A 15,343-nucleotide genomic window follows, 5' to 3' on the forward strand; every position below is an offset into this window, starting at 1 on the left:
ACTGAGTATTATTCAGCAATATCCACCCATACCCAGCCGTTCTCTAGCCATTCGCTCAAATCATCTGCATCGATACCCGTCACGTCGCTATGTTGCAGTGTTTCACCATTGGCCAAGCGTACCAGTACTGATATAGCAGCTTTATCAAGCCCATCGATACGTTGACCGTTGGCATACAGCACGGTGCTATCATTGGTCTGGCTATAGAGGAGGCGATTGCTATAGTCTGCTTGTAATGTGGCACCTTCTGATAGCGCTTGCATGAGCTCATTGGTATCTAACGCTTCTTCTGGCATCAGCGCATCGTATTGACGCTTACTGACCACCTCCAAGACTGCTTGACGAATCATGTCGTCACCGCGACTAGATTGTAGCATCTCTAGCAACTGCGCTTTGATAGCCGCGATACTATCCGTTTGCAGCTCACCTGAGTTCTGTAGTGCTTGTGGCAGTAGCATCGGGATAAACAAACTGCTGTCATTGGTTACAATATCTGCCACGCTATCGATAACTTGCATCAAGTTTGGACGGCGGCACCCAAAAGAGAAGGTCAGACAATCGTCTTGTGCCACACCGAAATGTGATAATTTAGGCGGTACATAAAGCACGTCACCTGCTTCTAGTACCTCATCAAAGATAATCTCGCCCATATCATCAAATAAACGAAGCGGCTCATCAGCAACAAATTCTGTTTGTTCATCACAGAATTTACCCAATTGCCAACGTCTAGAGCCATAGCCTTGCGCCAAAAACACATCATAGTCGTCATAATGCTTACCGACCGATCCACCTGCTGGTGCATAAGACACCATGATGTCGTCACGCTGCCACTGCGGAATAAAATCAAATGCTTGCCACAGCTGCCCCAGCTCTGGTGACCATTGCTCGAGATTTTGTACCAATACCGTCCATTGCTCTGGTAAGTCTTCAAAGTCAGTTTCAGCTAGTGGGCTTTTTTTGAGCTGCCACTGCGCTTGACCTTCTTTTTTACTGGCTGCTTGAGTTAGTAGGCGTGCGCTAGCGTCTTCTTCAAGGGCAAGACCGATCATGTCATCGGGCTCAAACATGTCAATCAGTTGCGACAACCCTTGCTTAATAAGCAGTGGCTTTTTTTGCCAGTATTCTGCTAGAAACTGCTCAGGCGTTATAGTGTCAGGTAGACAAAGCGGAATAGAAGTCATTGATAAATCCATATTTTAAATACGTACAATATTAATAATAAGGGACGCTTTATAGGAAGGTTTTAATAGTCTATGATTATGGTCTATCTGATGGTTATCATCAGAGTAGCCACTAAATCCTAGGAAAGTTATGAAAAAATTGCACTTGGTCGCAATCATCGTTAGCGTGTTTTTGCTACAAGCCTGTGTCCACAAAATCGTCACGGTGCCCGCTAAAGTTGCTTATAAAACCACCAAAGGCGTGGTAAAAGGGACAGTAGCGGTTGGCAAAGCCATCATACCAGGCGACAGTGATGACGATGATGACAAAAAATAAAACCTCACTTATCAACTATGAATTTTAAACTAATATCATAGCATTCAAAGTAAGGCTGTTGTGTGTTCACAAAACCAGTAAGACACTAGCTGAACCAGACAATGCTAGTATCGAAATAGGAGCGTTTAAATTATTTTCAACGCTCTTATTTTTTGGTATCCGCTTGCTGCTATTAAAGCTTGGCAATCCATTCTTTAATAGTGCGCGCTTGTTCAGCGGCATTACCGATATAAGTGGCTGGCGTCAATGCGCGTAGACTTGCTTTGTCAGCATCACTAACTGCCGATAGCTCATCACTTTCGACAAACGTCAGCATCGCTTCGCGAGTCATGGCATTACCGCGAGTCAAGGCTTTTAGCTTCTCGTATGGGTTTTCAACGCGGTAGCGACGCATGACCGTTTGAATCGGCTCTGCCAACACTTCTTGCGCTTGATTCAAATCATCATTCAAACGCTGCGCATTCAATTCAAGTTTACCAACGCCTTTTAGGCAAGCATCAAATGCAATCATGCTCTGTGCTAGGCCAACACCAATATTACGCAGTACCGTTGAGTCCGATAGATCGCGCTGCATACGTGAAATTGGTAGTTTTTCACCTAAGTGTGCCAACATAGCATTGGCAACGCCCAAGTTACCTTCAGAGTTTTCAAAGTCAATTGGGTTAACCTTGTGCGGCATGGTAGAAGATCCAACTTCACCATCTTTTAGACGCTGTTTAAAATAGCCTAAGCTGATGTACTGCCAAATATCGCGGTTAAAGTCGATCAATATTGTATTAAAGCGCTTAACAGCATCAAACAGCTCAGCAATATAGTCATGCGGCTCAATCTGAGTCGTATAAGGGTTAAACGTTAGCTCTAGACGCTGATTGATAAACGCTTCAGCATGGCTCTGCCAGTCGACGTCAGGATATGCTGAAAAATGCGCATTATAGTTACCAACGGCACCGTTTATTTTACCAAGTAGCTCTACTTGACCGATTTGCTTGATTTGACGAGCAAGGCGATAGGCCACGTTTGCCATCTCTTTACCAAGCGTCGTTGGACTAGCGGTCTGACCATGTGTGCGTGATAGCATTGGTTGGTCAGCATGCGCAATCGCTAAGTCAACGATACTGTCAGTCACTTGCTGCATTTTGGCAACGACGAGCTCACGGCTGTCTTTGAGCATCAATGCGTATGATAAATTATTGATATCTTCACTGGTACAAGCAAAGTGAATGAACTCAAGCGAATCAATTAAGGCATCCTGACCACGGAATTTGTCTTTGATAAAGTACTCAACTGCTTTTACATCGTGATTGGTCGTTGCTTCGATGTCTTTGATCGCTTGAGCATCTGCTTCGCTAAAGTCATCAACAATCGCATTCAAAAAAGCATTGGTCTGTTCATCAAATGCTGCTAATTCACCAATTGCGTTGTTGTCAGCCAATGACTGCAACCAGCGAATCTCTACCGTAACGCGGGCTTTGATTAGACCAAATTCAGATAAATAAGGACGTAAGCTGTCAGCCTTTGATGCGTAACGACCATCAATTGGAGAGAGAGCGGTAAGTGGGGTCATGGTTATGCCTCAGTAGTTATGAAATAAAAAACTGCAAGAGTCTGGCTAAAAATTACCATACAAAAAACGACATCGAAATCGCTGCGCGTAATATAGCAGAAATATGTTATTAAAAAAGCGGTCTATGCAAATAAAGCGATGTTGAGGCTCGTTAAAATCAATCTATTCACTGCATCAACATCTGTACCTCAAGTTGGGTCTTAGGAAGCAATTAGAATCCACAAGGTGCATCGATAGATTCAATCACGCCGCCGCCCAGACATACGTCATCGATATAAAATACGGCTGACTGACCAGGAGTGACGGCGCGCTGTGGCTCATCAAATATGACACGCACTTCGCTGCCATCAGTATTGGTCGCAAATACGCGACATGCTTGGTCTGGCTGGCGATAGCGAGACTTTTCCATACAGGCTAGACCTTCGTCACTAAACACATCCGCAGGCGGCAGATCATTCGTCCAATCGAGCTTATAAGCTTTTAGCTCGTTACTCATTAGCATGGGATGTTCATGCCCTTGACCAACGATTAAACGGTTTTTTTCTAAATCTTTCGCCAATACAAACCAAGGTTCTTCAGGACGGTCTTTGACACCGCCAATGCCAATGCCGCCGCGTTGACCCAGTGTGTAGTACATGAGGCCATCATGAGTACCGATGACTTTATTGTCATCAGTAAGTATCTCGCCTTTTTGGGCAGGCAGATATTGCTGTAAGAAGTCTTTAAAGCGGCGCTCACCAATAAAGCAAATACCTGTAGAGTCTTTCTTTTTAGCCGTCGCTAGGTCATGCTCTTCGGCAATTTGGCGTACCACTGGCTTTTCAAGCTCACCAACTGGGAATAGCGTTTTAGCGATTTTATCGCCGCCAACCGCATGTAAGAAATAGCTTTGGTCTTTATTGTTATCAAGGCCGCGCAATAACTGGGCAACCTCGTCACCCTCGGCATTTTTGTAATTCACACTGCGGCGCGTATAGTGACCTGTAGCGATATAATCTGCACCAAGGGTCAACGCGTAGTCTAAGAATGCCTTAAACTTGATTTCCTTGTTGCACAAAATATCGGGGTTAGGGGTGCGTCCTGCTTTATATTCCGCCAAAAAATGCTCAAAAACACGGTCCCAATATTCCATAGCAAAGTTGGCAGTGTGTAGCTTCATGCCGATCTTGTCACATACGGCTTGCGCGTCTGCTAGGTCGTCCATTGCCGTACAGTATTCGGTGCCATCGTCTTCTTCCCAGTTCTTCATAAACAGACCTTCGACCTTGAAGCCTGCTTGCTGAAGTAATACGGCTGACACAGAAGAATCGACCCCACCTGACATACCAACAATCACATGTTTGGTGCTAGGGTTTTCGACGTCGGCAAGGGTCAACGGGCGATGAGCATTAAAAGACTCAGAAACGACTGCGCTTGAGGTATTTTGTATGGCTGACATAGAACGGCTCAACTATTTGTACACTATCCAAATGAGACATTACGCCAATAGATATGCCTTAACCACAATAGGTAGTCTGAGCATACCAGTGTCAGCTTGTCTTTTGGATCTGGTATTATGATAAAATAAACGTCATATTATACCAGTTAATTGAAACTGGTGGCGACCGATGCTATCTAGCTATTGGGAAAACCGCTTTGAAAATTCAGATAGTCATTTTGAATTATTTTAATCACGTCTAACTCATCTTGGAACAACAATGATAAAAATTGGTCAAGGTATTGATGTTCACGCGTTTCATAACAATGGTCAGCAGCAGCAATACGTCGTGTTAGCAGGGGTGCCCATTGAGCATTCGCACAGTTTGCTGGCACATTCTGATGGCGATGTGGTCTTGCATGCCTTGGCTGATGCGCTACTTGGTGCTTTAGCACTTGGTGATATTGGTCAGCATTTCCCTGATACAGATGCTGCCCATGCAGGTCTAGACTCGCGTATATTGCTACGCTACGTTTATGGCAAAGTACAAGAGGCAGGTTATAGCCTAGGCAATGCCGATATCACGGTGATGTGTGAACGGCCTAAACTGGCACCGCACAACCAAGCGATGCGCGCTAATATTGCGAGCGACTTGCAAACAGATATTAGCAATATCAGTGTGAAAGCCACTACGACGGAAAAATTGGGATTTACTGGTCGACAAGAAGGCATCATGGCCAACGCCGTGGTATTATTGGTGCCTAATGCGGTTGGTCCATAATGCTATCGAATCTAGGAGCTGTTGAATCTAGAGTTTTTAGATTTAGTAAACAACAACTGGCTAAAACAATATGAAAGGGCGCTTGTAATATACAAGCAGTCACCCCATGTATCAGCCATATCTTCACATAATTATTTTTATATAAATAATCATTTTAATAAACCGCTTTATCAATAGGAGCTTTTATGAGTGAGCAAACCCCAAATACTGCTGCAAACGACGTTGAACAATTGATCCGTGATCAAATCCGTGACAATAAAGTCATTATCTACATGAAAGGCACGCCGCAATTTCCGCAGTGTGGTTTTTCTGCACGCTCTATTGAAGTGTTGACTCAGATTGGTCGTCCATTTGCATTTGTAAACATTTTAGAAAACCCAGAAATCCGCGCAACACTCCCGAAAGTTGCTAACTGGCCAACGTTCCCACAGTTATGGATCGATGGTGAGTTGATGGGCGGATCTGACATTATTTTGCAAATGTATCAATCAGGTGAGCTAAAGCCATTGGTTGAAGCAAACAGCCCTGCTGCTTAATACTTGAAAGTGTTGGTTGGATGTCCAGTTAGCCTTTGCAAGATATGAGCATAGCAAACCCAGATAGTTATTAATGGCTATTTGGGTTTTTTATTGTCCCCATTAGTATTCTCACGCGCCTATATCATTAGGCTTCGTTGTTTTTATAGTATTTACCCCCATATAGTGTCCAAGATATTAGCGATATAAATAATAATTACTAGATGAGTAAGAGAGCTTTATGAATAACAAAACCAATGAAGAGTTAAACGAGCAAAAAGAAGCGGCTGAGCAGGCGGCGATTGAAAAACGTCGTGAGCGTCTAAAAAACGAATCTACGCGTATCATTGAGATTGCTAGTAATGAGTCAAACTCAGCACTCAAGTGTATTCACCAGCTGAGTGTGGCAGGCGGTGCGACAGAAGCGACTTATATCGCTATCGAGCAGCGCGTCGTTGCAGATCAAGATACGGCAGGTGCCTATCACTTAGCATTATTGGCACAAAATACCCCCGATCTACCTATTGATGCGCGCCAGCTGATCGAGTTGGTGGTTAATAAAGGTGACAACGACCAGCGCTTGGCATTGCTCAAGAATTTACCATTACCGCCAGTCGAGCTCATCAAAGAGCAGATCTTAGCAAGTGATGACGGCGATGCCATCGGTCAAATGAATGCCTATTTACAAATCAATCCAGAAGGGTATGGTAGCCACCATATGCTGTCTAGTGGTCAATCGGATCAAATAGTACCGCTAAGCCGTGGTAACGGTAATGGCTGAGATATCATCATAAACTAAAAAGCTAACTATTAAAGTGATGATGGCTGCACCAGTAATGACGGTGTTACTGTCAACATCGTCATTACTGGTATAAATATCTTTTCGCTTAATTATAATAGTTTTTGTCCTAGCGTTTTTTAAGCGTCAAAAAATTGTTATAATGACAGGTTATCTAACCAATTATGAACGACTTATCTGAGTCGTTATCTTTTTTATAAATACGACTGACGTTTATTTGCCGACTACCATGTTATTCAATGAAATGTGGTACCAAGCAGCGTTATGAGTCAAGTGAGGCAAACATGCAATACCCAAAACATTATGACGTGATAGTGATCGGCGGTGGTCATGCTGGCACAGAAGCTGCTCTAGCGGCTGCACGTATGGGCGCACAGACCTTATTGTTGACGCATAATATTGAGACGCTCGGGCAGATGAGTTGTAATCCTGCGATTGGCGGTATTGGTAAATCGCATCTGGTGCGTGAGATTGATGCGTTGGGCGGTGCAATGGCGCTGGCAACGGACAAAGCAGGTATCCAGTTCCGCGTACTAAACAGCCGTAAAGGGGCTGCCGTTCGTGCCACGCGTGCGCAAGCAGACCGTATTCTGTATAAAGCGGCGATTCGCCATACATTAGAAAACCAGCCGAACTTAGATATATTTCAGCAAGCCGCTGACGATATCTTGGTAGAGAATGGCCGTGCGACAGCAGTTGTGACCTCTACAGGTATTGTCTTTAAGACTGAAACAGTGGTGCTGACCTCAGGGACTTTCTTGGGCGGTGTCATTCATATTGGTATGGAAAACTCAAAGGGTGGCCGTGCAGGAGATCAGCCGTCTATCAAACTTGCAGATCGTTTGCGTGAGCTTAAGCTACCAGTAGGTCGTCTAAAAACAGGCACACCAGCGCGTATCGATGCCCGTAGTGTTGATTTTAGCGTGATGACGGTACAGCCGGGTGATACGCCGCTGCCAGTCATGAGCTATATGGGTGATGTCTCTATGCATCCTGAGCAGGTCAACTGCTATATCACCCATACCAATGCGCGTACTCATGACATCATCCGTGAAAATCTCGACCGCTCACCGATGTTTTCTGGCAAAATCGAAGGCGTAGGCCCGCGTTATTGCCCATCTATCGAAGATAAAATCCATCGTTTTGCGGACAAAGACAGCCATCAGATCTTTATCGAGCCTGAAGGTCTCACCACGCATGAGCTATATCCAAACGGTATCTCGACCAGTTTGCCGTTTGATGTGCAACTGGAATTTATTCACAGTATGAAAGGTCTAGAAAACGCCCATATTACTCGTCCAGGCTATGCAATTGAATATGATTATTTTGATCCGCAGAACCTAAAGCCAACGCTTGAAACCAAATCGATTGATCGTCTGTACTTTGCTGGTCAAATTAATGGTACGACGGGCTATGAAGAAGCGGGCGTGCAGGGTCTACTAGCGGGTACTAATGCAGCGTTGGTCACCACTAATAACAGCGAGTTTGACACGTGGACTCCGCGCCGCGATGAAGCCTATCTTGGCGTGCTCGTTGATGACTTGATTACTCATGGTACTACTGAGCCATACCGTATGTTTACGAGCCGCGCAGAGTATCGTCTATTGCTACGTGAAGACAATGCCGATCAGCGCTTGACTGAGACAGGTCGTAAGCTAGGACTGGTAGATGACGTGCGCTGGCAGGCCTACCAAGAGAAAATGGAAGCCATTTCGACAGAAACCTCGCGTCTAAAAGACATGTGGGCAACGCCGAGTAATGCACTAGGTAAGCAAGTAACTGAGCAAACAGGTGAAGTGCTATCTAAAGAGTCGACGGCCTTTGATTTGCTGAAGCGTCCGCAGATCCACTTTGCGGATATTGCTGCTATCACTGATTCAACCGTTGATGCACAAGTGGGCGAGCAGATCGAGATTTCTGTGAAATATGCAGGCTATATTGATCGTCAACAGGAAGACATCGATCAGATGAAGCGACTAGAAAACACAGCGTTACCGCTAGATTTTGACTATAGCGTGGTGTCAGGTCTATCGAACGAGATCGTACAGAAACTTACGCAAGTGCGTCCTGCGACGCTTGCTCAGGCTGGGCGAGTCAGCGGCGTGACACCTGCTGCTATACAGCTATTGGCGATGACGGTCAAAAAATATAAGAAAGCAAAGGCTGCATTGGACTCATAATAGGTATGTAACAAAGCCTTTTATAATAAAGCACTTATCGTATAAGAAGCCTGTAATGACACTTCGTTACAGGCTTTTGTTTGCCAAAATACATGTCATTTTGATAAGAAAGAAGTATGTGAGCTTGTTTTACTATCTGCTTTATCTCTATACTAGGTCACCGAAACTAGGCTGCCGAAATCACCGAACCTCATTAATATTTACTAATTTATCTTGCTGATTCCTATATGATAGTGGGCTTATCAGCAAACTGAGCTTACTTATGATCGATGCTGTTATTTTTGCGATTACTATTGTCTTTCCCAACCTTGCACTAATGTGGTTGGGTTTTTTTATGCAAAGGCGAGGTGAAACCAGCCAAACTTTTATCGATCAGGCATCAAGTTTTGTCTTTAACTACTGCTTACCGTGTTTGTTATTCTTCAGCGTGGTCGATAGTGACGTCGACTATGGTCAGCAAATTAAGCTAATCTTTGTTGGCATCTTGGTGACGTTTGTTTTGTTTATTGGCGCGGAGCTGTATGCCAAGCGTTTTGTCAAACGTCCTGAAGATCAAGGCGTGTTCGTACAGGGTATTTTCCGTAGTAATATGGCAATTATTGGTCTTGCAACGGTTGCCAACGCTTATGGCGCGCAAGGTTTAAGTATCGGCGCTGTCTATATGGGCGTGGTGACGATACTGTTCAATATTTTAGCGGTCATTACCTTGAGCCGGGTCTCCAAAAGCGCAGATGATACCTTGATCAGTCGTAGTATTATGATCATCAAGAAGGTGTTTACCAATCCGCTTATCTTGGCATTGTTATCAGCATTTGCATATAAGGCACTGCCATTGCCACCACTGACAGGTGTGATACATACAACAGGTGACTTGTTGGCAGCGGTCGCATTGCCATTGGCATTGATCTGCGCTGGTGCGAGCATTGATTTGAAATCAATGCTGAGTGCATCAGGATTGTCCATGCAGGCTAGTATTGGACGCATTGTTGTTGCACCATTGGTAGCTGTTGCGATTGGACTGGCATTTGGCTTGTCAAGTGTGCATATGGGCGTGTTATTCCTGATGGTAGCGTCACCAACAGCAGCAGCCAGTTATGTGATGGCAAAAGCGATGGGTGGCAATGACATACTGGCGGCAAATATTTTAGCGTTTACTACGGTCGTTGGCATGTTCGGAATGGCGTTTGGGGCGGCAGCGCTGCGCGCGCTTGGTTTGATGTAGTATTTATTTTCTTAAGGACATCGGTTACATTCAAATTAACAGCATTATTGAGTATTGGCATGTCTTTGAACCAAAAAAAGCCCTTTCTCAAATAAGAAAAAGGGCTTTTTGTTATTGATTTAAATTATCTCGATTGCGCTTGTCTTCTCGGCGCTGTTTGCGTTTTGGGCTAGTACGATAGGTAAGATATGCAAAAATAGCCAGTACTGCAAGGAGCGCCACGATATACATAAATATTGATGAGCCAATCATCAATGACGCGCCAATAATGGGAGTTGCTTCCATGTCAAAGATCCAGTTTTAGGTTTACCAATAATTATGCAAGTCTCTCATTTCATTGTAAAGTAAATAAGTTTAGCTCCGGTGTAAGTTCAAGTGAACGGATACGGGCGGCTTGGTCATAGATGTTGGCCGTCACGATCAGCTCATCCGGCTGGTATCTTGCCAAAAACGCAGACAATTTAGGTTTAACGGTCTCAACAGAGCCAACGAAAGACACTGATAGCGCATTGTCTACCATCATCTTTTCTGCTTGACTCCAGATGCTGTCCATATCGTAAGTGGGTTTTGGCATCTGACCGGTTTCACCGCGGCGCAACCGTACAAAGCTCTGCTGCGCTGAAGTAAAGTGATATTCAGCGGTTTCATCGTCATCAGCAAGTAATAAGTTCGCAGCCAGCATCACATAAGGCTTGTCCAGATATGCAGATGGTTTGAACTGTTCCCGATAGGCATCGATTGCTTGTCCAAGCATCTGCGGTGCAAAGTGCGAGGCAAACACGTAAGGCAGCCCTAAATGGGCGGCCAAAGTAGCGCCAAAAAGAGAAGAGCCCAATATCCAAATAGGAATGCCTGATTTTGCACCAGGGAATGCCTGTACAGGGCTACCGTCAGTATCATTGCCCAAAAAGTACATCAGCTCTTGCACGTCTTGCGGAAAACGCTCAGCGTCTTTCATTTGTCGGCGAAGTGCCTGAAACGTCGCCCCGTCAGTACCAGGTGCGCGTCCCAGACCCAAGTCAACACGGTCACCGTAGAGCGCCTGCAAGGTACCAAACTGCTCAGCGATCACGAGGGGTGCATGGTTAGGTAACATGACGCCGCCCGCGCCAATACGAATGTGCTTGGTTTGACTACCGATATGCGATAGAAGTACCGAGGTTGCTGCACTAGCAATACCTGGCATATTATGATGCTCTGCCATCCAATAACGATTCAAGCCAGACTTTTCTGCTTGCTGTGCGGTTTCAACCGTTTGGGCGATACCTTCAGCGATAGTATGGTCTTCAGGTACGGGTGCTAGATCTAAAAAAGATAAAGGGATGTTGTTATTCATAAATTATCCAGTAGTGTGTAAATTACTGTCTACCGATATGCTCATGATTAGTGATAGTTTCAAGGGCTGCTAGTCGGTGTTAATCAATCATAACAAAGTAAGCTAACTCAGTATTTAAGCTCACTTAATAATCACTCGTTAACCATTGAGCGTCACATATAACGTTGTCATACGACATAGAAGTAGTACAAGCAATATTGCACCACCATAGAGAACAAAAAAGCAGGCAACCTAGGTTACCTGCTTTTTTTGGTTATTGATAAAGTAGCCATGATATGAGTCATCAATGCTTTATCAACATAACGTCATACAGCTGAGTGCCTGTTCAGTCTGTTAGCTATTTAGACTGGCCACCAAGTTTATAAGCCATGACGTAGTCACCAATAGTTGTACCTACTGAACCATGTCCACCAGCAACCAGTAGTACCATCTGCTCACCTTTAGAGTTTAGGTAAGTCATTGGTGTGGCCTGACCACCCGCCGGAATACGAACATTCCACAGCACATCACCGTTCTTTAGGTCATAAGCACGGAAGTTGTTTTCGGTCGCTGCTGATAAGAATGCAACGCCGCCTTTGGTGATCATAGGTCCGCCAATACCAGGGACCCCTAATTCCAGTTTAATTGGGATAGGAGACAGATCTTGTACCGTACCGTTTTTGCGCTGATAGGCAATCTCGCCAGTCGCTAGATCAGCACCTGCTATCGTACCCCATGGTGGCTGCTGGCAAGGGACGCCTAGTGGCGATAAGAAAGGACCTAGCTCGACTGCATAGTCTGCGCCTTCGTTGGCATTGACCCCTTGCTCACCTTTATTGGTCTCCGCATCGCCTAGCGTTTCTCTAGGAATGAGTTTTGAGGTAAATGCTAAATACGTCGGCATACCAAACATTACGCCATTTTCAGGATCGACCGCGATGCCGCCCCAGTTAAAGGTACCGAAGTTACCAGGATAGACCAAGCTACCATTGGTTGATGGTGGTGTATAGCGACCATCATAGTTGAGCTGATTGAACTCGATACGGCACATCATTTGATCAATGAGACTCGCGCCCCACATGTCTTTTTCAGTCATCATTTCAGGCTCAAAGCTCAAACCAGAGTATGGCTGAGTCGGTGCGGCGTGCTCGCCTGCTACCAGATATCCCTGCGGCGCTTCACGTTCTTTGATAGGTACAATAGGCTCGCCTGTTGCACGGTTCAATACGTAGACGTCGCCTTGTTTGGTCGGTACGACCAACGCAGGCTGAACGCCGTCAGCAGTATCTAAGTCAAGCAACGTAGGCTGAGCAGGGGTGTCCATGTCCCAAAGGTCATGATGCACAAACTGCTGAACCCAGCGCGCTTCACCCGTTTCGATATCTAGCGCAACCACAGACGTTGCATACTTTTCTTCAGCAGCGTTACGGTAGCTACCCAGCTGATCGGGAGTACGGTTGCCCATTGGGAAGTATGCCAATCCAAGCTCTTCATCAGCACTAGCAATCGCCCATGAGTTTGGTGAGCTGGTTTTGTAAGTTTGGGTTGGATCATTAACATCAAAAGGTGCGGTGTTTTCAGGATCACCTGAATCCCAGTTCCACATGAGCTCACCAGTATTGACATCATAAGCACGTATCACACCAGAAGGCGAGTTGACATCATAGTTGTCATTGACAGCGCCAGCTACAATAATGACGTCGCCTGCAACAACTGGTGGCGAGGTAGAGTAGTAATATCCTGCCTGAGTAAATGGCATGTTATGCATCAAATCTAATGCACCATCATCACCAAAGTCTTGGCAGCGCTGTCCAGTATTTGGATCAAGTGCATATAGCTTGGCATCAGACGTCGGAATAAATATTTTGGCATCACATTGCTTAGAGGTATTGTCAAATGTATTGCCAGCAATTTTTTGAACCAACGTGTCGCGAGTACCCGCTGCATTAGTCGCAGTAGTATCATCAGCAATCACAGGCGTATTATCAGTGCCAGCTTGCCCCGCATAATAAGAGACGCCGCGGCATGTTTGGTGCTGACGCTGTAAGTTCTCTTCTACTTGAGGGTCAAACTTCCATAGTGTCTCACCAGAGTCTGCATCTAATGCCATAACCCAGTTGTGAGGTGTACATAGATATAGTGCATTGCCAATTTTGAGCGGGGTTACCTGATAGGTGGTCTCACCGACATCGTTAGGACCTTTGACATCACCTGTCTGGATCTGCCAAGCCAGTTCTAAATCTTTGACATTATCAGTGTTGATCTGTGTCAGAGGAGAGTAGCGCTGTCCGTAGTCTGTACGACCATACGCGCTCCACTCGCCATCTGGCGTTTGTTGACCATTGGATAATGGGTCACCAAGATTGGCTGACGTTTCATCTGTACTGTCATCTTGGTCGCTTTTATCGGTCGCAGACAAATCAAGCTCGCCTAGTTTGTCAGTAGCGTTATTTGCCAAGCTCCCAAAAGAGAGCAATGCGCCCACAACGACACTAGCGAGCAGACCCCAATAATATAGGGGACTTTTCTTAACAGAGTCTGTGGTTGGTGATGTGCTCGCGGCTACTTGAGGCTTATGTCCACGCATCTTATTAGCTACCCATGGTAATAGCATGAGCAAACCAAATATCAGTGGGAAACCAACGCGAGGTGCTAGCGCCCACCAATAAAATCCAGATTCCCATAGTGCCCACACCATGGTCGCCACGATAAAGAGGGCGTAGAGTCCGTAAGCACTCCAATGTTTTTTGAACAATAAAAAAGCTGTCGTTAACATGATAACGCCAGCGAAAAGATAGTAAGGACTACCGCCTAGAGAGAGCAGATAAGCGCCGCCGATAAGCAAAGGGGCGGCAAAAACTGCCATAATGATCGCTACGAGTTTTTCCATGAGCGGTATCACCTGTTACATAAGAGCAAATGGACATGTAGTGATCGATACCCAGTAGCCATCAAAGCCTAAATTTTCAAATATTTAGGCCATTAAATGTCTAGGTGTCCAGCAATACATGCATAAATAAAAAATAAAACGTTGGATGACGTTTTGGACTCTATTTTATCATTTATGCATAAGTTCGGTAAAGGTGACGCAAGCTAGCAGTAACGGTTTGGTAGGGTTGTTTTAGTTGTTGAATTGTTTCTGACACAGTTCCATAAAGGCACGACCGTATTGGCGGATTTCGGCATCATCGCGTACTGCCATCCAACTGGTAAAGCGGCCAAAATGGTCTACTGGTATGGCAGTTAGGTTCTGATAATGGCTGGGTTCAAACGCCATTTCTGCGATGATGCCAATCCCCAAACCCAGTCCAACATAGGTACTGATCACATCAGCATCCAGCGCCGCTAGTACGATATCCGGCTCTAAACCTGCTTCTTCAAAGGTTTTATCAATGGCACCGCGTCCAGTAAAGCCGCCATGATAGGTAACAATGGGATAGCTGGCAAGGGTAGGCAAGTCGATAAATTCTTGACTAGCAAGCTCATGATCGCTCGGTACGATAACGCGGTGCGTCCAATCATAGTAACGGTAGCATCTGAGGTAGTTATTTTGCAGCAACGACTCGGTTGCGATACCAATATCCGCCTGACCACGAATCACCATCTGCGCGATGGTCTCAGGATCTGCCTGTTGTAAGATGAGATTTACTTTGGGAAAGCGGTCTTTGAACTCTTTGACCACTTGCGGCAACACATAGCGTGCTTGTGTATGAGTGGTGGCAATCGTTAGTGTGCCTATATTGGGATTGTTAAAATCTAGACTCAAGTTTTCAATGGTACGGATTTCAGCAAAGATAGACTCGATATGAGGCATGAGTGCTGTACCCATAGTGGTCAAACCTGTTAGGCGCTTGCCTTGACGAATGAATACTTCAGTCTTAAGTTGGTTTTCGAGGGCTGCGATATGCTTAGACAAACTCGACTGGCTCGTGTGTAGTACCGTCGCTGCTTGACTTAAGTTATAGCCATTGATCACCGTATGCCATACTGTTTCCAACTGTTTGAGCTGAATCTGCAAATGTCGCTGGTTGACCACTACGTCGATTGCCATAA

At 45.3% G+C, this 15,343-nt stretch carries 13 protein-coding genes; 6 read left to right on the forward strand and 7 right to left on the reverse strand.

All coding sequences use genetic code 11. From position 1 onward, the window contains the following. Nucleotides 1-8 precede the first annotated feature (8 nt). Nucleotides 9-1,181, reverse strand: coding sequence for a JmjC domain-containing protein (locus AC5JPT_RS01540; RefSeq protein ID WP_493856824.1), 1,173 nt, complete (start codon nucleotides 1,179-1,181; stop codon nucleotides 9-11). Nucleotides 1,182-1,311: 130 nt separating this feature from the next. Here AC5JPT_RS01540 and AC5JPT_RS01545 point away from each other — a divergent pair, with 130 nt between their 5' ends. Next, nucleotides 1,312-1,497 (forward strand): NF038104 family lipoprotein, encoded by a 186-nt coding sequence (locus AC5JPT_RS01545; RefSeq protein ID WP_493856825.1) that lies wholly within the window; start codon nucleotides 1,312-1,314, stop codon nucleotides 1,495-1,497. Nucleotides 1,498-1,669: 172 nt separating this feature from the next. Here the strand turns inward: AC5JPT_RS01545 and purB are convergent, their stop codons facing one another. Together purB and mnmA are read right to left on the reverse strand one after the other, a co-directional pair. Then, nucleotides 1,670-3,061: an adenylosuccinate lyase gene (gene purB, locus AC5JPT_RS01550; RefSeq protein ID WP_493856826.1), complete on the reverse strand. Its 1,392-nt coding sequence runs from the start codon at nucleotides 3,059-3,061 to the stop codon at nucleotides 1,670-1,672. A gap of 211 nt (nucleotides 3,062-3,272) precedes the next feature. Continuing rightward, the gene (gene mnmA / locus AC5JPT_RS01555) at nucleotides 3,273-4,385 is read right to left on the reverse strand and encodes a tRNA 2-thiouridine(34) synthase MnmA (protein ID WP_493858407.1); all 1,113 of its coding nucleotides are present in this window, start codon (nucleotides 4,383-4,385) and stop codon (nucleotides 3,273-3,275) included. A 373-nt stretch (nucleotides 4,386-4,758) separates the two neighbouring features. Here mnmA and ispF point away from each other — a divergent pair, with 373 nt between their 5' ends. The 5 genes from ispF to AC5JPT_RS01580 all read left to right on the forward strand — a co-directional run bounded on the left by ispF (nucleotide 4,759) and on the right by AC5JPT_RS01580 (nucleotide 9,975). Then, on the forward strand, nucleotides 4,759-5,259 hold the full coding sequence (gene ispF / locus AC5JPT_RS01560) for a 2-C-methyl-D-erythritol 2,4-cyclodiphosphate synthase (RefSeq protein WP_493856827.1): 501 nt from the start codon (nucleotides 4,759-4,761) through the stop codon (nucleotides 5,257-5,259). Between the two features lie 185 nt (nucleotides 5,260-5,444). Next, on the forward strand, nucleotides 5,445-5,795 hold the full coding sequence (gene grxD, locus AC5JPT_RS01565; protein WP_193012410.1) for a Grx4 family monothiol glutaredoxin: 351 nt from the start codon (nucleotides 5,445-5,447) through the stop codon (nucleotides 5,793-5,795). 220 nt (nucleotides 5,796-6,015) lie between these two features. Then, nucleotides 6,016-6,555 carry a hypothetical protein gene (locus tag AC5JPT_RS01570; RefSeq protein ID WP_493856828.1) on the forward strand — a complete coding sequence of 180 codons (540 nt, stop codon included), beginning with the start codon at nucleotides 6,016-6,018 and terminating at the stop codon, nucleotides 6,553-6,555. A 302-nt stretch (nucleotides 6,556-6,857) separates the two neighbouring features. Next, nucleotides 6,858-8,753, forward strand: a complete 1,896-nt coding sequence (gene mnmG / locus AC5JPT_RS01575) for a tRNA uridine-5-carboxymethylaminomethyl(34) synthesis enzyme MnmG (RefSeq protein WP_493856829.1) — start codon at nucleotides 6,858-6,860, stop codon at nucleotides 8,751-8,753. 262 nt (nucleotides 8,754-9,015) lie between these two features. After that, nucleotides 9,016-9,975 carry an AEC family transporter gene (locus tag AC5JPT_RS01580; RefSeq protein WP_493856830.1) on the forward strand — a complete coding sequence of 320 codons (960 nt, stop codon included), beginning with the start codon at nucleotides 9,016-9,018 and terminating at the stop codon, nucleotides 9,973-9,975. Nucleotides 9,976-10,086: 111 nt separating this feature from the next. On the opposite strand, the gene AC5JPT_RS01585 is transcribed toward AC5JPT_RS01580, so the two are convergent. The 4 genes from AC5JPT_RS01585 to AC5JPT_RS01600 form a co-directional block, all read right to left on the reverse strand. Next, the gene (locus tag AC5JPT_RS01585; protein ID WP_493853221.1) at nucleotides 10,087-10,260 is read right to left on the reverse strand and encodes a hypothetical protein; all 174 of its coding nucleotides are present in this window, start codon (nucleotides 10,258-10,260) and stop codon (nucleotides 10,087-10,089) included. Between the two features lie 49 nt (nucleotides 10,261-10,309). Next, nucleotides 10,310-11,311, reverse strand: a complete 1,002-nt coding sequence (locus AC5JPT_RS01590) for an LLM class flavin-dependent oxidoreductase (RefSeq protein WP_493856831.1) — start codon at nucleotides 11,309-11,311, stop codon at nucleotides 10,310-10,312. A 337-nt stretch (nucleotides 11,312-11,648) separates the two neighbouring features. Continuing rightward, nucleotides 11,649-14,180: a membrane-bound PQQ-dependent dehydrogenase, glucose/quinate/shikimate family gene (locus AC5JPT_RS01595; protein WP_493856832.1), complete on the reverse strand. Its 2,532-nt coding sequence runs from the start codon at nucleotides 14,178-14,180 to the stop codon at nucleotides 11,649-11,651. Between the two features lie 231 nt (nucleotides 14,181-14,411). Beyond that, nucleotides 14,412-15,341 (reverse strand): LysR substrate-binding domain-containing protein, encoded by a 930-nt coding sequence (locus tag AC5JPT_RS01600; protein WP_493856833.1) that lies wholly within the window; start codon nucleotides 15,339-15,341, stop codon nucleotides 14,412-14,414. Nucleotides 15,342-15,343 lie beyond the last annotated feature (2 nt).

This window comes from Psychrobacter sp. H26 (assembly GCF_059073035.1).